Genomic DNA, 20,570 nt, shown 5'->3' on the forward strand with positions numbered 1-20,570 from the left:
CCTCGGTTGTACTGTCAGTGACTGTCGTCTTGTTCGCGGCGGCGTCGCAGCATGGCGTTGGCGCTCAGTTCGTCGTTGACGCGCTGTTCGTGGCGCTGCGCCTGCTGACGGCTCTGAGCGGCACGGCGGCTGGCCAGGGTGTCGTAGGAGGAGAGCTTGCGCTGCTCCTGCTGCCAGTTCTGCTGGCTCGAGGCCACGCGCTGTTCCTGCTCGCCAAGGGCCTGCTTGGCACGCCCGATGGCGGCGTCCAGCGAGGCCAGGAACTGTTGATAGTTGTGCATGGTGGCCGGATCGATACCGGCGTGCATGGCGTCCTGCAGTCGTTGGGCGTACTCCAGCCGGTAGCGGTCCAGGGCGTCGAGCTGGGCGACGGTATGCTGCTGGGTGCGGCGCTCGTTGGCCAGCGTCATGCCGGCGTTGTCGCGCGCCTCACGGGCCAGGTCGAGAAGGGTATCGAGCGGTTGCTGATGTGTCATTTGGCCCCTCCAATAAGTGCTGACATCGACTGCTGGGACTGGGCGACCGTGGCCTGCTCATCGATCCGCTGTTGCAGGAACTGCTCCAGATGCGGGTAGATCTGCACCGCCTGGTCAAGCTGCGGGTCGTGGCCGGCGCTGTAGGCGCCGACGCTTATCAGGTCACGGTTGCGCTGGAAGCGGGAAAACAGCTGCTTGAACTGCTGTGCCTGGCGCTGCTGGTTGGTGGCGACGATGGCGGTCATGGCACGGCTGATCGAGGCTTCGATATCGATGGCTGGGTAGTGCCCGGACTCCGCCAGGGTGCGCGAAAGCACGATATGGCCGTCGAGGATCGCCCGCGCCGAATCGGCGATGGGGTCCTGCTGGTCATCGCCCTCGGTGAGTACGGTATAGAAGGCGGTGATCGAGCCGCCGCCGCGCTGGGCATTGCCGGCGCGCTCGACCAGGCCCGGCAACTTGGCGAATACCGAGGGTGGATAGCCCTTGGTGGCTGGCGGCTCGCCGATGGCCAGGGCGATCTCCCGCTGGGCCATGGCGTAGCGAGTCAGCGAATCCATGATCAACAGCACGTTGCGGCCGGCATCGCGAAAGCCTTCTGCCAGACGTGTGGCATAGGAGGCGCCCTGCAGTCGCTGCAGCGGCGAGGTGTCGGCGGGCGCGGCGACCACCACGGCGCGACGACGCCCCTCTTCGCCGAGGATGTTGTCGATGAAGTCCTGTACCTCGCGGCCGCGCTCACCGATCAGTCCGACCACGATCACATCGGCCTGGGTATAGCGGGCCATCATGCCCAGCAGTACCGATTTGCCCACCCCGGAGCCGGCAAACAGCCCCATGCGCTGGCCTCGGCCGACGCTGAGCAGGGCGTTGATGGCACGGATGCCGACATCGATCTGCTCCTCGATGGGCGCTCGCGACAGTGGGTTGAGTGGTGGCGTGGCCAGTGGCGCGAAGGGCGCGTCGTCGAGCGGTCCCCGGTCATCGAGCGGCCGGCCGTTGCCATCGACTACCCGGCCCAGCAAGGCGTCGCCGATCGGGAAGCGCCGCGCGCTGCCGCCATCACCATCGCTCAACGGCAGCACCCGGGCGCCGGGAGAAAGACCGCTGATCTCGGCCAGGGGCATCAGAAATAACTTCTCGCCGGAGAACCCCACGACTTCGGCCTCGGCATACTGGATACCACCCTGACCGTTGAGCTCGATCCGACAGCCGCTGCCCAGCGCCACCTTGAGCCCCACCGCCTCGAGTACCATGCCGGTGGCGCGCACGATGCGGCCGCTGGTGCGGTAGTGGGGCACCGCTTCGATACGCGAGCTGACCCGCGACAGGGTCTGATGCCAGTGACCCTGGTGGCGGTTGTGGGCGAGCTCAGCCATTGTCGGCGCCCTCGTCGGCGGGGGGCGGGGCGGTGTCACGTGCGCCGTTGGCACGGGTGTCGCCCTGATTGCGCTGGCGCACCATGGCGGTGATGGTAGCCCAGCGGCGCTCCCAGGTGGCGTCCAGCTCGCCGCTGGGGCTGGTGACGCGGCAGCCGCCGCGGCTGATGGTGTCGTCGGGCTGTAGCTGCCAGCCGGCGGCGTCGAATTCGTCGCCGAGATGGGCCTTGACCAGGCTGAGATCGGCGGGGTGCAGCCACAGCCGTGGCCGGCCGCTGAGAGTCGGGTCGGCGTGGAGCAGCTCACGGACGATATCGAGAATATGCTCAGGGTGGGCGTCGAGGGCCTCGCCGGCCAACTGTCGACCGGTGGTCAAGGCCAGATCGACGAGGTCGTCGGCGATATCCTGGTCGAGCCGGGTGAGCGCCTCGCTGAAGTGCTGGGCCAACGGCACCAGCGGCGCCAGGCTCTCCTGAGTCTGGCGCTTGAGCTCCTGCTCCCCGGTCTCGCGGCCTTCGGTCAGACCTTGTTCGTAGCCGGCCTGGTAGCCTTCGGCCTGACCCGCTGCATAGCCTTCCTGGTGCGCTTCTTCGCGGACCTTCTCGCGCAGCGCCTCTATCTCGGCGTTGCGCTGGAAGGCCTGCTGGCGGATCGCTTCGCGACGCTTGCGCTCGCGCTCCTGCTGGGCGCGCTGGGGCTGGCCCAGCTCGTCCATCTGCCAGCGACGCCAAGCGTCGTCGCGATCATCGAGATCGCGCCGGGCGTCAGACATAGGTGTCGTCTCCGCCACTCAGGACAATTTCGCCGGCGTCTGCCAGGCGCCGGACTACCTGCAGGATGTTCTTCTGCTCGGCTTCGACCTGGGAGACGCGGATCGGCCCGCGAGCTTCCATGTCTTCCTGCATCAGCTGGGCGGCACGCTGAGACATATTGCGCATGAACTTTTCCATCAGTGCGTCTGGAGCGCCCTTGAGCGCAATCACCAGCGAGTTGGTGTCGATCTCCTTGAGCACCATCTGAATGGCGCGGTTATCGAGCTCGAGCAGGTTCTCGAACAGGAACATCTCGTCGATGATTTTCTGCGCCAGGTCTTCGCTGTGGGCGCGCACGGTCTCGATGACCACCTCTTCCTGGCTGGAATTCATCAGGTTGAGGATCTCGGCCGCGGTTCTCACGCCGCCCATCTTGCTGCGCTTGAGGTTCTGACCGTCGAGCATGCCGCCGAGCACTTCGGTGAGCTCCTGAAGGGCCGCCGGCTGCACACCACTGAAGGTGGCGATGCGCAAGACCACATCGTTACGCAGCTTGTCCTCGAAGTGCTCAAGGATCTCAGCGGCCTGATGGCGCTCGAGATGCACCAGGATGGTGGCGATGATCTGCGGGTGCTCGTCGCGGATCATCTCGGCAACCAGCGAGCCTTCCATCAGGTTGAGCGAGTCGATACCGGAGCTGGTGCTGGTAGTCTCGAGAATGTCTTCGATCAGGCTCGAGGCACGCTCGTTGCCCAGCGCCTTGGTCAGCACTGAGCGAATATGGTCGCTGGAGTGAAGGTTGATGGCGGAGAACTGCTCGGACTCGTCATTGAAGTCGTTGAGCACCTGGCGCATCTCCTCATGGGAGACCTGATCGAGGGTCGCCATCTCCTGACTGATGTCCTGGACTTCGCGAGGGGCCAGGTACTTGAATACCTCCGCGGCGCTGTCCTCGTCGAGGGCGAGCAGCAGGATGGCGCCACGCCGGGCGCCGCTCATGGGGATGGGGGCGGTCTTGCTCATCAGCTCTTGCCCTCGTCGTTGTGGATCCAGCTGCGCACGATCATGGCGATAAGGCGCGGGTCTTCCTGGGCCAGTTCGCGCACGTCCTTGAGCTGCTGTTCATAGGCGGAAGCCTTGCGCTTCTTGCGCGGCGGTTCATAGCTGGCTTCGTCCTCGAGCTGAGCGCTGGCCTCGTCATCCTCGTCGGTGCCGCCTACGGTGGCACGCAGGCCAGGCTCCGGCATCGCCATGGCGGTCAGCGGCTGCTCGGTGTAGCGCTTGATCAGCGGGCGCAGCAGCAGCAGGTAGAGCAGCAGGGCGATAAAGGCGATCAGCAGGTAGCGACCGGCGCTGATGGCCATGGCCTGAAGCTCCGGTGACTCCCACCAGGCGCGCTCATCAAGCTCTTCCTGGTCGAGGGTGAAGGGGCTGTTGACCACTTCGACCTCGTCGCCGCGGGCTTCGGAGAAGCCCATGGCCTGGCGTACCAGGCGGTTGAGTTGAGCCACTTCGGGATCGCTCAGAGCGACGCGCTCGGTTTCGCCATCTTCGTTGGTTGTCTCACGGTAGTTGACCACCACCGCTACCGAGAGGCGATCGATCTGACCGCGACGGTGCTGTATATGGGCGACGTTGCGGTCGACCTCGTAGTTGATGACGTTGCTATGCTGTAGATCGCTGGGGGCGTCGCCCTCGGCGAGCTCCTCCTGCTCGATGGGGTTGCCATCTTCGTCGAGCGGCTGGTTGATCAGCGAGGGGGCTACGCCTGGTGGCGTGTTGGTGAGGGCGCCGGGAATCCCCATCGCCAGCTCATCGCCGCCGCGGTAGGACGTATTCAACTGCGAGCTGCGCACAGCGGCCTCGTTGGGCGCCTGGTTGGGGCCGTAGCGTTCGGAGGTCTCCTCGCGGCTGGAGAAGTCGATCTGGGCGGCGACCTGGGCGCGCACGTTCTGGCTGCCGAGGATCGGCGTCAGGATGTTCTCGATGCGGCGCTGATAGGAGCGCTCGACTTCGTCGATGTAGGCTAGCTGAGTGCCGTCCAGGTCACGGCTGCTGCCGCCGCTTCGGGTGAGCAGGCGCCCGGCCTGGTCGACCACAGTGACGTCGTCGGCGGAGAGCTCCGGAACGCTGCTCGAGACCATGTGCACGATCGAGTCGACCTGGCCTTCGCTGAGGTTGCGGCCGCCGTGCAGGGTCAGCACCACCGAGGCCTTGGCCGGCTCGCGCTCGCGCACAAACACCGAGGGTTTGGCCATGGCCAGGTGGATGCGTGCACGATTGACCGGACCGAGGGATTCGATGGAGCGCGACAGCTCCCCCTCCAGGCCGCGCTGGAAGTTGACCTGTTCGGCGAACTGGCTGACGCCGAAGGCCTGGTTATCCATCAATTCGAAGCCGACGTTGCCGCCCTGGGGGAGGCCCTGCTCGGCGAGCTGCAGGCGCAGGGTATGAACCTGGTCGCTGGGCACCAGCAAGGCCTGTCCGCCCGGTCCCATGCGGTAGTCGACGTCGCGGCTCTCAAGCTCATTGATGATGCGGCCACCGTCGGCCTCACTGAGATTGCTGTAGAGCACACGGTAGTCGGGGCTTCTGGCCCACAGCAGCAGGGCGATGATGATCGCAATGACCACTGCCGAGGCAATCATCAGCGGCACCAGCGGGTTGGCGCGCAGTTGCTCGGCGAGCTTGGCGGTAGAAATACCGCGCACTCCGGGTGCGGCGCCTTGGGCGCCGCGCTGGTTGCCGCCACCGGCGGCTTGATTGCTGGCGGTCTGTGCGCCAGCGCTAGTCTGGGCCTCGCTCACGGCGTGCCTCCCGCGGCTTTGCGACGTTGCCCTGTGTCGGTGTCGAAAATCATTGCGCCATCCGGCTCCACAAGCTGTCCGATTCGCCGCCTCAGTCGGCGGGCGGTTGTGTGATGACCGCCATTATGCGGAGGTAGGTAAAGGCTAAAGGAAAGAAAAGCCGGACTTTTGCTCGCCAATTGCCGCTTTGGTGGCGGTGCGTCCCTTGCTAGGCTTGTTGCCACGCTCTCCAACCAGCGAGTCGAGTGCATGAGTACACCCGCGATTCAGTCAGCCGTGGCGCAGATGCAGTCAATGGCGAGCCAGGCCGCCGGCGCCCAGCACAAGGGGCAACATCTCTCGACGGCGGTCGGGCAAGGTGGCTTCGCCAACGAGTTGCAGTCCTCCATTCAGCGCATCAATCGCCTGCAGCAGACTGCCAACGCCAAGGCCACGGCCTTCCAGTCCGGTGACCCGGACGTGGCGCTCAACGATGTGATGGTCGATATGCAGAAGGCCAGTACGGCGTTTCAGATGGGCGTGCAGGTGCGTAACCGCCTGGTGACCGCCTATAAAGATGTCATGAATATGCAAGTGTAGCGCCACGCCTGAAGACCGGCTTTACACCACGCTGCCCGGCCAATTGGCCGGGCAGCGTTGTCGTGGGTGAGGCTAAATCAGGCTTTGCGCAGCGATGCGTCGAGATGGTCGACGACTTCGGCCCAGTCGGCGTCGTCTTCCAGGGCCTCATGGAGGAAGTCGGCCTGGGCGCGGCTCCAGAAGGGCGCGTCGGGCAGTGGCAGGGCGTCGGGCAGTGGTGAGTGCTGCTCGATAAAAGCCTCGATCGAGGTGGCGTCGGCGGGCAGGCCGAGCTGCTCGAACAGCTCGCTGAAGTGGTGAACCGGTGGTTCCATGACACTCTCCCTGATGGACGGTGTGTCCCTACACCATAGCGGGTCGCGGCCGCCTTTGCCGTTTAGCGCTCACCGGCCAGCGGGGTGAGAAAGCGGTTGCGGCGCTGGTCGTCGGTGAGTGGCTGTGCCAGCAGGTGGACCAGCTTGGTGAGGGCGGCTTCCGGGGTCATGTCATCTGCGCAGAGCACGCCGGCATCGGCCAGGCCTCGGCCGGCGGCGTAGTGGCCGATCTCGATCCCGCCGTGGGGACACTGGCTGAGCGCTGCGAGCAGCTTGCCCTCGCCACTGGCCCGGGCCAGCACGCCGAGCAGTTCGGGGTCGTCTGGGGCGTTGCCCCCTCCCCATACTTCCAGCAGTGCGCCCTGAACCTCCGGTGGCTCGAGCCAGGCGGCGATCTGCCAGGCGGCGATGCCGGGCCAGAGAGTGATGCGCACTACGTTGGCGTGGTAGTGGGGGAGTTCGAAGCGCGGCGCGCCTCGCTGCTGCTCGGCGAGGCCGCGGCTTGGGTAGAGCACCGGGCGGTGGTCGACGATCTCGCCGAGTGGCGGATAGTTGGGGCTGGTGAAGGCGTCCAGGGCTCGAGTCTGCCACTTGCGGGTGCGGGTGGCGCGCAGCAGCTTGCCGGCGAAGCTGACGGCAACCTCCTGAAATCCTGGCTCGGCGGCGAAGCGCAGTGCGGCCTCGATATTCCCTAGCGCATCAGAGTCTTCGGCTTCGAGTGGCAGCATGGCGCCGGTGACCACCACGGGGATATCGATCCCCTGCAGTTGATAGGCGAGGCTGGCGGCGCTCCAGGCCAGGGTGTCGGTGCCGTGAAGTACGACGATGCCGGCGTGACGCTGAGCGGTGTGATGGTCGGCAATCAGGTTGGCCAGAGCCTGCCAGGTGGCCGGCGTGGCGGCACTGGAGTCGATCGGCTGTGCTGTCTCGATCAGTTCGAAGGGGGGCAGGTCGGCCTGGCGTGCCGGGGGCAGGCTGGCCAGGGCGGTCTTGAGGCGCTGGCCGAAGTCGCCAGCAGGGGCCAGGCCAGTGGCACTGGGCAGCATGCCGAGGGTGCCTCCGGTGTAGATGACAAGAAGCGGAAGAGGGGGCTGCGCCATGAAGGGTTTCCTTGCAACCTGAGGGAATCGGCCCGCCATGATACCCGAGGATGGCGCCTCTATCAGTCGCTGACCTGGTGGCTGAGGAAGTTGATGCCGGCCTCGACAGCCTTGCCGCGGGTCACGAAGCTGGTCAGGTGGCCGCGCAGCCGCTGCAGGTAGAGCTCGCTGTGGATGCCGCGCTCGAGCAGCGCCTGATGGAAATCTTCAGCGTGGTCGACCGGTACCAGGCGGTCCTGGGTGCCGTGGAACAGGAAGAACGCCGGGGCGCTGTCGCTGAGCTGATGCGCCGGCGAGGCGAGCCGGTACTGCTCAGGTGCTTCGGCTCGGGTGCCGCCCAGGAACTCCACCACCAGCCGGCCATCGTCGAACTTGAACAGGTCGCTGGGCATGCCGCCGGCCACTACGGCCTGGAGTCGAGTGTGTTCTCCGCCGTAGGGCGACGCCAGATCCGGCTGGTCGGCGCTGAGGCCGAGCAGCCCGACCAGGTGCGCGCCGGAAGAGAAGCCGACGCCTGTCAGGCGCCGAGTGTCGATGCGCCAGCCGGGGGCCTGCTCATGCAGCCAATGCATGGCGACCTGCAGATCATGAAGCTGGGCGGGGAAGCGGTGGGCAGGGGCGAAGCGGTGCTCGACGTTGACCGCCACGAAACCGGCCTTGGCCAGCTGCTCGGCGATGCCGTCCATGTCGCTGCGGTCGCGGCGCTGCCAGCCGCCGCCGTGTACCACCAGTGCCGCCGGACGCAGTGCCGTGCCGTCATCGGCCGGCAGGTACACGTCGGCCTGGAGTGTCTCGGGCCAGCCGTTCGGGGTGTAGGTCAGCCCTTGTAGGCGAGTTACTTGCGCGCTGGCGCTGTCGAGGTGGATGGGCTGCTCGCCGGGGCCATTGAAGTGGCGACTGCAGCCCGTCAACAGCAGCGGCAGGCAGATCAGAACAATCAGGCGTCGATAGGGCGGCATGGCGGCAGTCCGTGCGGTGGTGGGTCGAAGCATCTTGTACAAGCCTATATGCTCGTAGAGGCTTTGTGGATGCTTGATGCGACCCTCACCGCTTGCCGTGGTTCCCCCCAGGCGTCCAGGCGTTGTCGAATTTGGCCAGCCGTCGGCTTATGCCTCGAGGTTGATCAGGCGTCCCTGAAGTTCGCTCAACGACTCGGCGATACGCAGTACCTCCTCGCCGGGAATCTGGCGAATCACCTCGCCACTGTCACGGTCGATGATCTTAGTCACGGTGCGCGAATCGAAGTCGTTGAGGTGAAACTCGATACCATAGGGGCGCATCACTTCGTTGATGCGCAACACCGGTTCGGTGAGGTCGCCGAGGGGCGGCAGGGCGGCGGCGCCACGCTCGGCCTGAGGCTCCGGGGCGGGCAGTGGGCTTTGGCCGAGCTGGCCAAGCATGCTCTCCAGACGCTGCTGGGCAGTCAAGCCATGGGTGGCGTGACTAATATCGTTGATCAGGTCGCTCATTATATGGCCTCTTACCCTGCCGATAGTGGTTGTCACATTTACTATCGGCAGGGTGAGCGCCATCTTTAGGCTATGCCGGAGTACTGGCCGGGCACGGCCATGCGGCGTCAGGCGCCGGTGGGCGTGGGGGTCGGCGTGGCCAGTCGGGCGACCATGGCAGTTACCATGCGCGCCGAATGATCGGCGGCCTTGTCCAGGAACTGCTCGAAGCTCAAGTGGTTGTCGCCGCCGCCGGCAATATCGGAGAGCGCGCGGATCACCACGAACGGGCAGCCGTAGAGGTGGCAGGTCTGGGCGATGGCAGCGGCTTCCATCTCGGCGGCGAGCATGGTCGGGAACCGCGAGCGGGTCTTGGAGACCAGTTCCGGGCAGGCCATGAAGACGTCGCCGGTGGCGATCAGGCCTTCCACCACGCGGACTTCGCCGAGGGACTCGACGCTTTGACGCGCCACCTTGACCAGTCGCTGGTCGGGCAGGTAGGCGGCGGGCATCTGTGGGACCTGGCCGTGCTCGTAGCCGAATACCACGGCGTCGACATCGTGGTGACGCACTTCGCTGGAGACCACTACGTCGCCGATCTCGAGTCCTTCGCCGAAGCCGCCGGCGGAGCCGGTGTTGATGATCGCCTCGGGCTGGTAGGTATCGAGCAGCAGGGTGGTGCCGATGGCGGCATTGACCTTGCCGATACCGGACTGGAGGATCACCACCTCGACGCCGTGCAGTCGGCCGATATGAAAGGTGCAGCCGACGTGTTGGCGGGTCTTGCCATCCTCAAGCAGGCTCGCCAGGTAGTCGACCTCCTGGGCCATGGCGCCGATGATGCCGATGCGCTTCATGCGAAGACACTCCGCCACTCATCGCGCTTGGCGAGGAACTCGCGGGCGATCTGCTGGGCACCTTCGAGGCTGTGACTGGCTGCCCAGCCGCACTGCATCTCGTTGCAGGCGGGGACTTCCTCGGCGACCAGTATATCTTCGAGGGTCTTGCGCAGCAGTTCGAGGACATCGTCGTAGTCGTCGTGGTTGATCAGAGCGACATAGAAGCCGGTCTGGCAGCCCATCGGGCTGATATCGACGACCTTGTCGGTATGGTTGCGCGACAGCTCGGCCAGCAGGTGCTCGAGGGAGTGCAGGGCGGGCATCTCCATATGCGCCTGGTTGGGCTGGCAGATGCGCATGTCGTACTTGTGAATCTGGTCGCCATTATCTCCGACCTTGACCCCCGCCAGGCGCACGTAGGGTGCCTTGACCTTGGTGTGGTCGAGATTGAAGCTTTCTACGTTCATCTGCTGCTCGCTCATGCTGGCCTCGCGATGCTGAAAAAGGGAGCGTTGATAAAGGGCGCGTATTCTAGCTGAATCGGCTCAGCCTTGCATGGCGTCGTGCACGTCGGCGGCGTAGAGGGTGTTCTCGAGCAGCGAGGCGACGGTCATCGGGCCGACACCGCCGGGAACCGGCGTGATGTAGCTGGCGCGCTCGGCAGCGGAGGCGAACTCGACGTCGCCGATCAGGCGGCCGTCCTCTTCACGGTTGATGCCGACGTCGATGACGATAGCGCCGTCGCGTACCCATTCGCCCTTGACCACCCCAGGCTTGCCCACCGCCACCACCAGCAGTTCTGCGCGCCGCACATGGTCCTCGAGGTCGCGGGTGAAGCGATGGCAGACGGTGGTGGTGCAGCCGGCCAGCATCAGTTCCAGCGCCATGGGGCGGCCGACGATGTTGGAGGCACCGACCACGGTGGCATTCAAGCCGCGGACATTCAGGCCGCTCTCCTGGAGCAGGGTCATGATGCCCTTGGGCGTGCAGGGGCGCATTACCGGCAGGCGCTGGGCCAGGCGACCGAGGTTGTAGGGATGAAAACCGTCGACATCCTTGTGCGGCAGAATGCGTTCGAGGATCGGTCGCGCGTCGAGGTGCTCGGGCAGCGGCAGCTGTAGCAGTATGCCGTCGACGCTGGGATCAGCATTGAGGTCGTCGATCAGCCCCTCGAGCTCGGCCTGGCTGATATCGGCGGACAGTTCATGCTGGACCGAGTGAATGCCGGCCTCGTCACAGGCGCGATGCTTGTTGCGCACGTAGACGTGGGACGCGGGATCATCACCGACCAGGACAACGGCAAGGCCGGGAGTCCGTCCGCCAGCGTCACGGCGCGCCGCAACCTGGCGGGCGACCTGTTGGCGTACGTGAGCGGCAATCGCCTTACCATCAATCAACTGGGCGGTCATCTAGGAATCCCCTGGAGCATGGTGGTCATCGCCGCGGGATCGGCCGCGGCGCTGGAATCGTCATGGGCGGCGATTTTCGCATGAGCCGGGCCTGAGTCAAAGCGCCTATGTCGGGAGCTGTTACGGCTAAAGGCTTGACCGCGGGCGAAAGATCCGTAGAATACGCCTCGCATTGTCGGGGCCCAAAGGGTGCCGGCAAGCGGTGCAGAATGTCGACGGGGTGTAGCGCAGCCTGGTAGCGCGCCTGCTTTGGGAGCAGGATGTCGGGGGTTCGAATCCCTCCACCCCGACCATTTCAACTTTTTGATTATATTGAGAAATATCATCAAGGGGTTGTCGGCACGAGCCTGAAGGTCGTAGAATGCGCCTATAGCTCAATCGGATAGAGCAACGGCCTTCTAAGCCGTAGGTTGCAGGTTCGAGTCCTGCTGGGCGCGCCAAACTGGGCGTTGTCGTGGCAGGGAGCAAGAGCAGTCGGGCTGATTCATGGCGATGCTATGGTGGATGTAGCTCAGTGGTAGAGCCCCGGATTGTGGTTCCGGTGGTCGTGGGTTCGATCCCCATCATCCACCCCATTCGTCATCTTGCTCGGGTCGATTGCGCATTGTTTCAGGTAGTGGTGGATGTAGCTCAGTGGTAGAGCCCCGGATTGTGGTTCCGGTGGTCGTGGGTTCGATACCCATCATCCACCCCATTACCTCCCGCATCTCTCTCATTTCCCGTATCGAGATTATCCCTGTCTGCTACGCCGAATGGCGCTGGCGGATATTGGCGTGCGTGCGCATTAGGCCACCCTTCACAGGGGTGGGCGGCGGCGGCAGGCCTTGTAAACAAGCATACTGCCCCCATAGTCGAGGCATGGCGCGCTTGCCAGCGGCGAACGGGGTTCATAGAATTACTCTCTTTGCTCTCGCTGCGCAGAACAGCGCATTCACGTATTCAATAGACAATGCATTCATCAGAACGCCCAGTCGGTAGAGGACTATTCATGCAAGTTTCCGTCGAAACGACCTCCCAGATCGAACGCCGTGTCACGGTTCAGGTGCCGGCAGAAGAGGTCGACAAGGCCGTTGCGGCCCGCCTCAAGGATACTGCCAAGAACGTTCGCTTGAACGGCTTTCGCCAGGGCAAGGTGCCGATGTCCGTGGTCAGCAAGCGCTTCGGTGGCCAGGTGCGCAGTGAGGTGGTCGGCGAAGTGATGCGTGAGCGTTACGTGCAGGCGATCACCCAGGAAAGCCTCAATCCTGCAGGCTTTCCGCAGATCGAGCCGACCGTCAACGAGTCTGGCAAGGACCTCGAGTTCGTCGCCACTCTGGAGATCTACCCGGAAGTTGCGCTCAACGGCATCGAGGGTACCGAGGTCGAGCGCCCGGTGGTCGAGATTCAGGATGCTGACGTCGATCAGATGATCGAGACCCTGCGCAAGCAGAACGCGTCCTGGGAAGTCGTCGAGCGTGCCGCCGAGGATGGCGACCAGATCACCATCGATTTCCAGGGCTTCCTGGGCGACGAGCCCTTCGAGGGCGGTAGTGCCGAGAACCACGATCTGGTGCTGGGCTCCAACAGCTTTATTCCCGGCTTCGAAGAGCAGCTGGTCGGCGCCAAGGCGGGCGACGAGAAAACGCTCAGCGTCACCTTCCCGGAGGATTACCAGGCCGAGAACCTGGCAGGCCAGGAAGCGACCTTCAAGGTCAAGGTGCACAAGGTCAGCGCTCAGCAGCTCGCCGAGGTCAACGAGGAATTCATCAAGCAGTTTGGCGTCGAAGAGGGTGATGTCGAGAAGTTCCGCGCCGAAGTGCGCAAGAACATGACCCGCGAGGCCAAGCAGGCGGTCGATAACCGCGTCAAGCAGCAGGTGCTCGAGGCACTCAAGAAGGTCAACGACATCCCGGTGCCCCAGGCGCTGGTGCAGCAGGAGACCGATGCGCTCAAGCGCCAGGCCGCGCAGCAGTTCGGCCTGGGTGAGGACTTCGACGTCTCCCAGCTGCCCAATGAGCTGTTCGCCGAGCAGGCCAAGAGCCGTGTGCAGGTGGGTCTGCTGCTGGCCGAAGTGATCAAGTCCGGTGAGCTCGAAGCGACCGACGACGAGATCAAGGCCAAGGTCGAGGAACTGGCTCAGCAGTATCAGGAGCCGGAGCAGGTGATCGAGTACTACCTGAGCAACGACCAGCTCAAGACCCAGCTGAAATCGGCGATTCTCGAGGAGAAGGCCGTCGATTCACTGCTCGAGCAGGCTACCGTCAAGGATGTTGAAATGTCCTACGAGGAGGCGCTGCAGGCAGCTCAGCAGCAAGCCGAGGCCGGTGATGCCGAAGAAGACGAAGACGACGCCGCCAAGCAGTAAGTCGATGGTAGCGTTGACAGGCCCGGCAAACGCCGGGTTTGACGTCATGGTGTAAGGTAGACGTTATCCGGGCCAACCCGGGTGCTTACCATAGCGGATAAAGGACATCACACAGATGGGCAACGAGTTCGATTTTCAAAACGCCGGTGGCCTGGTGCCGATGGTGGTCGAGCAGAGTGCACGCGGCGAGCGGGCCTACGACATCTACTCGCGCCTGCTCAAGGAGCGTGTGATCTTCCTGGTCGGGCCGGTGGAAGACTACATGGCCAACCTGGTCGTGGCACAGATGCTGTTCCTCGAGTCCGAGAATCCGGACAAGGATATTCACCTCTATATCAATTCGCCGGGTGGGTCGGTGACCGCAGGCATGTCAATCTATGACACCATGCAGTTCATCAAGCCCGACATCTCCACGGTGTGTATCGGCCAGGCGGCGAGCATGGGCGCTCTGCTGTTGACCGGCGGCGCCGCTGGCAAGCGTTTCTGTCTGCCCAATTCGCGGATGATGATTCATCAGCCACTGGGTGGTTACCAGGGCCAGGCGTCGGATATCGAGATCCACACCAAGGAGATCCTCACTATCCGGCACAAGCTCAACAAGATTCTCGCCGAGCATACCGGGCAGGACATCGAGACCATTGCCAAGGACACCGATCGTGATAATTTCATGAACGGGGCCCAGGCGGCAGAGTATGGTCTGATCGATGCCGTGCTGGATAAGCGTCCGGCATCCTGATAGCGTGATTTCCTAATAAGATTTCACGATGGCAACTCCGGCGGCTTACCGGCCGCCGTCCGTAATGAGGTACGCGAATGGCCGACGGCAAAGGCAAGGACGACAGCGGCAAGCTGCTTTACTGCTCGTTCTGCGGCAAGAACCAGAACGAAGTCCGTAAGCTGATCGCAGGCCCGTCCGTCTATATCTGCGATGAATGCGTCGATCTGTGCAACGACATCATTCGCGAGGAAGTCCTCGAGGCCGATGCAGAGGGCGACGACGATCGTCTGCCGGCTCCGCGCGAAATTCGTCACACCCTCGATGACTATGTGATTGGCCAGGACCGCGCCAAGATGGTGTTGTCGGTGGCGGTCTACAATCACTACAAGCGGCTGCGCGCCGATGTTAAGTCCGACGATGTGGAGCTGGGCAAGTCGAATATTCTGCTGATCGGCCCGACCGGCAGCGGCAAGACGCTGTTGGCCGAGACTCTGGCGCGACTGCTCAATGTTCCCTTCACCATTGCCGATGCCACCACGCTGACCGAGGCGGGGTACGTTGGTGAGGATGTCGAGAACATCATCCAGAAGCTGCTGCAGAAGTGTGACTACGATGTCGAGAAGGCCCAGAAGGGTATCGTCTACATCGATGAGATCGACAAGATTTCTCGCAAGTCCGACAACCCCTCGATTACCCGCGATGTGTCGGGTGAGGGTGTTCAGCAGGCGCTGCTCAAGCTGATCGAGGGTACTACCGCCTCGGTGCCGCCCCAGGGTGGGCGCAAGCATCCGCAGCAGGAGTTCCTGCAGGTCGATACCGGCGATATCCTGTTTATCGTGGGCGGCGCCTTCGCCGGCCTCGAGAAGGTGATCCGTGATCGCGCCGAGAAGGGCGGCATCGGTTTCAATGCCGAGGTCAAGAGCAAGGACGAGAGCAAGGGCGTGGGTGATCTGCTGCTCGACGTGGAGCCGGAAGATCTGGTCAAGTTCGGCCTGATTCCCGAGTTCGTCGGTCGTCTGCCGGTGATCGCGACCCTCACCGAGCTCTCCGAAGATGCGCTGATCCAGATCCTCACCGAGCCCAAGAACTCGCTGGTCAAGCAGTATGCCAAGCTGTTCGATATGGAAGGTGTGGAGCTGGATTTCCGCGAGGATGCCTTGCGCGCCGTGGCGGTCAAGGGCATGGCACGCAAGACCGGTGCTCGAGGACTGCGCTCGATTCTCGAGTCGGTGCTGCTCGATACCATGTACGAGATTCCCTCGCTTGAGGGTGTCACCAAGGTGGTGATCGATGAGTCGGTAATCGCCGGCGAAAGCGAGCCGCTGCTGATCTACTCTCAGAAAGATGAGAGCAAGGTGGCTGGCAAGGACGGTTGAAGCCGTCACTCAACTACGTGCGGGGCCATGCCAGTCATGGCCCCGTTCGCTTGTAAAGTGCCGGCGGTGCCCCCATCACCAGACCAACCACCCGATTTTGAGGAACGTCTGCGATGCAGCAGAACGCCGAACAGACCCTGAGTCTGCCCCTTCTTCCCCTGCGCGATGTGGTCGTCTATCCGCAGATGGTCATTCCCCTGTTCGTGGGGCGCGAGAAATCCATCCAGGCCCTCGAGGCCGCGATGGAAGCCGACAAGCGGGTGTTGCTGGTGGCCCAGCGTGAAGCGGGCCAGGATGATCCGGACACCCAGGACCTGTTTGCCGTCGGTACCGTGGCCGAGATCATGCAGCTGCTCAAGCTGCCCGACGGCACCGTCAAGGTGCTGATCGAGGGCGCTTCGCGGGCCGACGTCGGCGCTATCAGCGTTGCCGAGGCCGGCTACACCCAGGCCGACGTTACCCTGCGCGAGAGCGTGCCGCTCACCGATCGTGAGCAGGAGTCGCTGGTGCGGGTTCTGCTCAATCAGTTCGAGCAGTACGTCAAGCTCTCCAAGAAGGTACCCAATGAGGTGCTCAGCTCGCTGTCCGGCATCGAGGACCCGAGTCGCCTGGTGGATACCGTCTGCGCGCATCTGTCGCTGAAGATCGACGACAAGCAGCAACTGCTGGAAATGGATCGCGTCCGCGACCGCATCGAACACCTGATGGCGCTGATCGAGTCCGAGATCGATCTGCTGCAGGTCGAGAAGCGGATCCGTTCGCGGGTCAAGGATCAGATGGAGAAGTCGCAGCGCGAGTACTATCTCAACGAGCAGATGAAGGCCATCCAGAAGGAGATGGGCGAGCTCGAGAACGTGCCCAACGAGGCAGAGAAGTACGAGACGGCGATTGAAGAGTCCGGGATGCCCAAGGAGGCCGCCGACAAGGCGACCCAGGAGCTGGGCAAGCTGAAGATGATGTCGCCGACCTCCGCTGAGGCCACGGTGGTGCGCTCCTACCTCGACTGGTTGATCTCGGTGCCGTGGAAGAAGCGCACTCGGGTCAAGCACGACCTGGTCCGCGCCGCAGCGGTGCTTGACGAGGACCACTACGGCCTCGAGGAAGTCAAGGAGCGCATTCTCGAGTATCTCGCCGTGCAGAAGCGCGTCAAGAAGCTCAAGGGGCCGGTACTGTGCCTGGTGGGCCCGCCCGGGGTCGGCAAGACCTCGCTGGGTCAGTCGATTGCACGTGCCACCAACCGCAAGTATGTGCGTCTGGCGCTGGGCGGGGTGCGTGACGAGTCGGAGATTCGCGGCCACCGGCGTACCTACATCGGCTCGCTGCCGGGCAAGATGGTGCAGCGGATGAGCAAGGCGGGGGTTAAGAACCCGCTGTTCCTGCTCGACGAAGTCGACAAGATCGGCATGGATCATCGTGGTGATCCCGCCTCGGCGCTGCTCGAGGTGCTCGACCCGGAGCAGAACGACAAGTTCAGCGACCACTATCTGGAGCTTGACTACGATCTTTCCGAGACCATGTTCATCTGTACGGCCAATTCGATGAACATTCCCGGACCGCTGCTCGATCGCATGGAGATCATCCGCCTGCCGGGCTACACCGAAGACGAGAAGCTGGCGATCGCCAAGCGCTATCTGGTGCCCAAGCAGCTCAAGGCCAACGGTTTCAAGGAGGGGGAGCTGGCCCTCGCCGACGATGCTCTGCTGGAGCTGATTCGTTACTACACCCGCGAGGCGGGTGTGCGTGAGCTGGAGCGCCAGATCGCCAAGGTATGCCGTAAAGTGCTGCGCGAGCGTCTCGAGGCAGAGGCCAAGGAGGGTGCCCAGGCGGCAGCGGCGTTGGCGGCGGTGGATATCGAGCCTCACGCAGGGGTACGCCGTTACAGCTACGGCCTGGCCGACAAGGAGGATCAAGTGGGGCGCGTCACCGGTCTGGCCTGGACGTCGGTAGGTGGTGAGCTGCTCAATATCGAATCGGTGGTCACGCCGGGCAAGGGGCGCATCAACAAGACCGGTTCGCTGGGTGACGTGATGAAGGAGTCGGTGAGCGCGGCCCAGACCGTGGTGCGGGCCCGGGCAGTGTCGCTGGGTATCGACCCTGAGCGGTTCGAAAAAGAGGACCTGCATATCCACGTGCCGGAGGGTGCCACGCCTAAAGATGGCCCGAGTGCGGGGATTGCGATGGTCACAGCGATGGTCTCGGCCTACACTGAACGACCGGTGCGATGTGATCTGGCGATGACCGGTGAGGTCAATCTGCGCGGCGAGGTGATGCCGATCGGTGGGCTCAAGGAGAAATTGCTGGCGGCGCGGCGGGGTGGTATAAAGAAAGTTCTTATACCCGAAGAAAATCGCCGTGACCTCAAGGAGGTTCCTGACAACATCAAGAATGCGTTGGATATCATGCCAGTGCGCTGGATTGATGAGGTTCTGGACGAGGCGCTGGTAGCGAAGAATGGCGCCAAGAGTGACGATCAGCGTCAGGACGATACAGGCGCATCGCACACAATGATTAGCACGCATTAACGGTATTTTCCCCACTTTGGCTGAGACAGAAGCCAGTCATAGTGGGGGCTGGAGCTAAGTGTTGCTTGACAGATCTTTGTCCGCATTGCTATAAATCATGCTTTGACATGATCGTCTAAGCCAACAAAAGATAGCGCCGATTAGAAGTCAATTTCCGAAATAGTCAAGGGGTGAAGTGTGAACAAGTCCGAGCTGATCGAAGCCATCGCTGCATCTGCAGATATTCCCAAGGCGGCTGCTAGCCGTGCGCTCGACGCCATGGTCGATAGCGTTACTGACAGCCTCAAGAAGGGCGATTCCGTTTCGCTGGTGGGTTTCGGTACCTTTACCGTCAAGGAGCGCGCCGCGCGTACCGGCCGTAACCCCCAGACAGGCCAGCCGATCGAGATCAGTGCCGCCAAGGTGCCGAGCTTCAAGGCAGGCAAGGCACTCAAGGATTCGGTCAACTAAGCAGGGCCCGATGCCCCGCGGACGTGCCGTAATGCCGCCAGGCGCATCGCGAAAGCGGTGCGCTTTTTTATTGCCCGCCACTCCTATCCGATCGCCTCTCCCTCGACACAGCGATGGTCGCCGCGTGGGGCGGGCGGGTATAATATTCGCCTACTCGATCTCCAGGGATTTCGTGCCACTCTTCAGCTGAGGCTAGCATGCTGCAAAGTATTCGGGACCGCTCCAAGAGTTGGGGCGCCAAGATCATCATCGGTGCCGTCGTGGCGACCATGGCCCTGTTCGGGGTCGACTCGCTGGTGACGCTGTTCACTGGTAGCCCGGACGACGTGGCCGAGGTCAACGGCCAGACCATTACCCGCCAACAGGTCGAGATGAACGTACAGCGAGCGATCCGCAGCGGCCAGGTGCCGCCTGAGCAGGAGCGGGCGCTGCGTAACCAGGTGCTCGATGAGCTGATCACCGATGCGCTGCTCGACAGCTACGCCGAGGATGGCGGCATGTACCTCTCGGAGAGTCAGCTCGACCAACTGATCGTTACCCTGCCGGAGTTCCAGGATCAGAATGGCCGCTTCGACGCCGACCTGTTCCGCAACCGCCTGGCCAGCGCGGGCTACTCGCCGACCGGTTTTCGCGAAGAGTTGAAGGCCGATATGCAGCGCCAGCAGTTGCAGCAGGGCCTCGCCTTCAGCGACTTTACACTGGACAACGAGCGTGAGCGTCTCGGCGAGCTGCAGCGTCAGACGCGTAGCTTCCGCTACCACTTGCTTGAGGTCGACGATCTTGAGACGCCCCCGCAAGCCAGTGAGGAGCAGCTCGAGGCCTACTATGAGGCCAATGCCGATAACTATCAGCGCCCCGAGCAGGTGCGTCTCGAGTACGTGATCATCGATCGTGAAGAGATGGCTGCGGAGTATGAGCTCGATGAGCAGGTGCTGCGCGACGCTTACGCAGAGCGCGGCAGCGATGCCGAGCGTCGCATCTCGCATATTATGGTGACCTTCAGCGCCGAGCGTAGCCGCGAGGAGGCGGAGGCCATCCTCGAAGAGGTGCAGGCACGCCTCGATGAGGGTGACGACTTCGCTGATCTGGCCGAAGAGTATTCCGACGATACCTCAACCAGTGATGCCGGCGGCGACCTGGGCACGGTCAGCCGTGGCTTCTTCGACGACGCCTTCGAGGAAGCCGCCTTCAGCCTCGGCGAGGGTGAAACATCGGACATCGTCGAGAGCGGCAACGGGCTCCACCTGATTCGCGTCACCGAGCTCGATATGCCCAGCTTCGAGGAGATGCGCGACGAGCTGCAGCGCGAAGCCGCGCTCTCCGAGGTCACCGACGACTTCAACCGTCGCGTCCAGCAGCTGATCGATGACAGCTTTGCCGCGGATGATCTGCAGAGCGTGGCTGACGATATCGGCCTCGAGCTGCATACCACCGACTGGGTGTCCCGTGACGATGCCGAGGGCGTGCTCTCCGAGCCGGGCGTGATGGAGGCTGCGTTCAGCGACGATGTGCTGGTAGAAGGCTTCAACAGTGAAGTGCTCGAGCTCGACGACGACCGGCGCATGGTACTGCGCGTCGACGAGCACCGCGAAGCGACGCTGCTTGAGCTTGACGAGGTGCGCGAGCGGGTCGAAGCGTCGGTGAATGCCAATTTGCGCCGCGCTGCGCTGCGCGAACTGGCAGAGGCGCAGATCGAGGCGCTACGCGAGGGAGAAGAGCTCGACCTCGACTGGCAGAGTGTGGACGAAGCTGATCGCCAGTCCGGAGCGGCGCCGCGGGCGGTCGTCCAGGCGGCCTTCCGGCTGCCGCAGCCCAACGGCGAAACCCGCTTTGGCCATGTCGTCGACGGCGACCAGGTAGCGGTTATTGCCTTGGACGGTGTCACTGCCGGTGAGGTGAATGCCGAGGTAGAGAGCTTTGTGACCCAGATGGCCGAGCGGCTGCGTGCTCAGGCGGCGATCCAGGGCCTGCTTGAATACCTGCGAAGCACCGCCGAGATCGAACGCCTGTAACGGGTGGTGTAAAAGTCGATGGGAAACGCGTGGCCAGGCCACGCG

19 protein-coding genes and 4 tRNA genes are annotated in these 20,570 nt (G+C 63.4%); 11 read left to right on the forward strand and 12 right to left on the reverse strand.

The window, feature by feature from the left end; all coding sequences use genetic code 11:
• Nucleotides 1-14: 14 nt before the first annotated feature.
• From fliJ to fliF, 5 genes are read right to left on the reverse strand one after another with little or no spacing between them, the layout of a single operon-like run.
• Nucleotides 15-476, reverse strand: a complete 462-nt coding sequence (fliJ, locus tag IEI94_RS05090) for a flagellar export protein FliJ (protein WP_191166170.1) — start codon at nucleotides 474-476, stop codon at nucleotides 15-17.
• Nucleotides 473-1,855 (reverse strand): flagellar protein export ATPase FliI, encoded by a 1,383-nt coding sequence (fliI, locus tag IEI94_RS05095; protein ID WP_191166172.1) that lies wholly within the window; start codon nucleotides 1,853-1,855, stop codon nucleotides 473-475. Before fliI ends, fliJ begins: the two co-directional genes overlap by 4 nt.
• The gene (gene fliH, locus IEI94_RS05100) at nucleotides 1,848-2,627 is read right to left on the reverse strand and encodes a flagellar assembly protein FliH (RefSeq protein ID WP_191166174.1); all 780 of its coding nucleotides are present in this window, start codon (nucleotides 2,625-2,627) and stop codon (nucleotides 1,848-1,850) included. The genes fliI and fliH overlap by 8 nt, the downstream gene beginning before the upstream one ends.
• On the reverse strand, nucleotides 2,620-3,630 hold the full coding sequence (fliG, locus tag IEI94_RS05105) for a flagellar motor switch protein FliG (RefSeq protein WP_191166176.1): 1,011 nt from the start codon (nucleotides 3,628-3,630) through the stop codon (nucleotides 2,620-2,622). The genes fliH and fliG overlap by 8 nt, the downstream gene beginning before the upstream one ends.
• Nucleotides 3,630-5,414: a flagellar basal-body MS-ring/collar protein FliF gene (gene fliF / locus IEI94_RS05110; RefSeq protein WP_191166178.1), complete on the reverse strand. Its 1,785-nt coding sequence runs from the start codon at nucleotides 5,412-5,414 to the stop codon at nucleotides 3,630-3,632. The genes fliG and fliF overlap by 1 nt, the downstream gene beginning before the upstream one ends.
• Nucleotides 5,415-5,663: 249 nt before the next feature.
• Here fliF and fliE point away from each other — a divergent pair, with 249 nt between their 5' ends.
• Nucleotides 5,664-5,993, forward strand: coding sequence for a flagellar hook-basal body complex protein FliE (fliE, locus tag IEI94_RS05115; protein WP_191166180.1), 330 nt, complete (start codon nucleotides 5,664-5,666; stop codon nucleotides 5,991-5,993).
• 77 nt (nucleotides 5,994-6,070) lie between these two features.
• Here the strand turns inward: fliE and IEI94_RS05120 are convergent, their stop codons facing one another.
• The 7 genes from IEI94_RS05120 to folD all read right to left on the reverse strand — a co-directional run bounded on the left by IEI94_RS05120 (nucleotide 6,071) and on the right by folD (nucleotide 11,103).
• Nucleotides 6,071-6,307 (reverse strand): DUF2789 domain-containing protein, encoded by a 237-nt coding sequence (locus tag IEI94_RS05120; protein ID WP_191166182.1) that lies wholly within the window; start codon nucleotides 6,305-6,307, stop codon nucleotides 6,071-6,073.
• A 62-nt stretch (nucleotides 6,308-6,369) separates the two neighbouring features.
• Nucleotides 6,370-7,407 carry an asparaginase gene (locus IEI94_RS05125; protein WP_224749932.1) on the reverse strand — a complete coding sequence of 346 codons (1,038 nt, stop codon included), beginning with the start codon at nucleotides 7,405-7,407 and terminating at the stop codon, nucleotides 6,370-6,372.
• Between the two features lie 62 nt (nucleotides 7,408-7,469).
• A complete protein-coding gene (locus IEI94_RS05130) occupies nucleotides 7,470-8,399 on the reverse strand; it encodes an alpha/beta hydrolase (protein WP_224749933.1) in 930 nt (309 codons plus the stop codon).
• A 114-nt stretch (nucleotides 8,400-8,513) separates the two neighbouring features.
• The gene (locus IEI94_RS05135) at nucleotides 8,514-8,876 is read right to left on the reverse strand and encodes a flagellar protein FlaG (RefSeq protein WP_191166188.1); all 363 of its coding nucleotides are present in this window, start codon (nucleotides 8,874-8,876) and stop codon (nucleotides 8,514-8,516) included.
• A gap of 107 nt (nucleotides 8,877-8,983) precedes the next feature.
• Complete coding sequence (gene mtnN / locus IEI94_RS05140; RefSeq protein ID WP_191166190.1) at nucleotides 8,984-9,712, reverse strand: 5'-methylthioadenosine/S-adenosylhomocysteine nucleosidase; 729 nt, start codon at nucleotides 9,710-9,712, stop codon at nucleotides 8,984-8,986.
• Nucleotides 9,709-10,176: an S-ribosylhomocysteine lyase gene (locus tag IEI94_RS05145; protein ID WP_191166192.1), complete on the reverse strand. Its 468-nt coding sequence runs from the start codon at nucleotides 10,174-10,176 to the stop codon at nucleotides 9,709-9,711. Before IEI94_RS05145 ends, mtnN begins: the two co-directional genes overlap by 4 nt.
• A gap of 63 nt (nucleotides 10,177-10,239) precedes the next feature.
• On the reverse strand, nucleotides 10,240-11,103 hold the full coding sequence (gene folD / locus IEI94_RS05150) for a bifunctional methylenetetrahydrofolate dehydrogenase/methenyltetrahydrofolate cyclohydrolase FolD (protein ID WP_191166194.1): 864 nt from the start codon (nucleotides 11,101-11,103) through the stop codon (nucleotides 10,240-10,242).
• Between the two features lie 216 nt (nucleotides 11,104-11,319).
• On the opposite strand from folD, the gene IEI94_RS05155 reads away from it, so the two are divergent.
• From IEI94_RS05155 to IEI94_RS05200, 10 genes are all read left to right on the forward strand, one after another.
• Nucleotides 11,320-11,396 (forward strand) — tRNA-Pro (locus IEI94_RS05155).
• A 70-nt stretch (nucleotides 11,397-11,466) separates the two neighbouring features.
• Nucleotides 11,467-11,543, forward strand: a tRNA-Arg gene (locus IEI94_RS05160).
• Between the two features lie 60 nt (nucleotides 11,544-11,603).
• Nucleotides 11,604-11,678: transfer RNA gene (locus IEI94_RS05165), tRNA-His, on the forward strand.
• 44 nt (nucleotides 11,679-11,722) lie between these two features.
• Nucleotides 11,723-11,797: transfer RNA gene (locus IEI94_RS05170), tRNA-His, on the forward strand.
• A 294-nt stretch (nucleotides 11,798-12,091) separates the two neighbouring features.
• Entirely contained in the window at nucleotides 12,092-13,447 is a 1,356-nt protein-coding gene (gene tig, locus IEI94_RS05175) for a trigger factor (RefSeq protein ID WP_191166196.1), read from the forward strand.
• Between the two features lie 115 nt (nucleotides 13,448-13,562).
• Nucleotides 13,563-14,183, forward strand: a complete 621-nt coding sequence (clpP, locus tag IEI94_RS05180; protein WP_191166199.1) for an ATP-dependent Clp endopeptidase proteolytic subunit ClpP — start codon at nucleotides 13,563-13,565, stop codon at nucleotides 14,181-14,183.
• A 77-nt stretch (nucleotides 14,184-14,260) separates the two neighbouring features.
• Nucleotides 14,261-15,541 (forward strand): ATP-dependent Clp protease ATP-binding subunit ClpX, encoded by a 1,281-nt coding sequence (gene clpX / locus IEI94_RS05185; protein ID WP_191166201.1) that lies wholly within the window; start codon nucleotides 14,261-14,263, stop codon nucleotides 15,539-15,541.
• Between the two features lie 113 nt (nucleotides 15,542-15,654).
• On the forward strand, nucleotides 15,655-18,063 hold the full coding sequence (gene lon, locus IEI94_RS05190) for an endopeptidase La (protein WP_191166203.1): 2,409 nt from the start codon (nucleotides 15,655-15,657) through the stop codon (nucleotides 18,061-18,063).
• Nucleotides 18,064-18,240: 177 nt separating this feature from the next.
• Nucleotides 18,241-18,513, forward strand: coding sequence for an HU family DNA-binding protein (locus IEI94_RS05195; RefSeq protein ID WP_076748090.1), 273 nt, complete (start codon nucleotides 18,241-18,243; stop codon nucleotides 18,511-18,513).
• 197 nt (nucleotides 18,514-18,710) lie between these two features.
• Nucleotides 18,711-20,525 carry a SurA N-terminal domain-containing protein gene (locus IEI94_RS05200; RefSeq protein ID WP_191166205.1) on the forward strand — a complete coding sequence of 605 codons (1,815 nt, stop codon included), beginning with the start codon at nucleotides 18,711-18,713 and terminating at the stop codon, nucleotides 20,523-20,525.
• Nucleotides 20,526-20,570: the final 45 nt, after the last annotated feature.

The sequence above is a fragment of the Halomonas sp. ML-15 genome (assembly GCF_014779595.1).
Classification (GTDB): domain Bacteria; phylum Pseudomonadota; class Gammaproteobacteria; order Pseudomonadales; family Halomonadaceae; genus Franzmannia.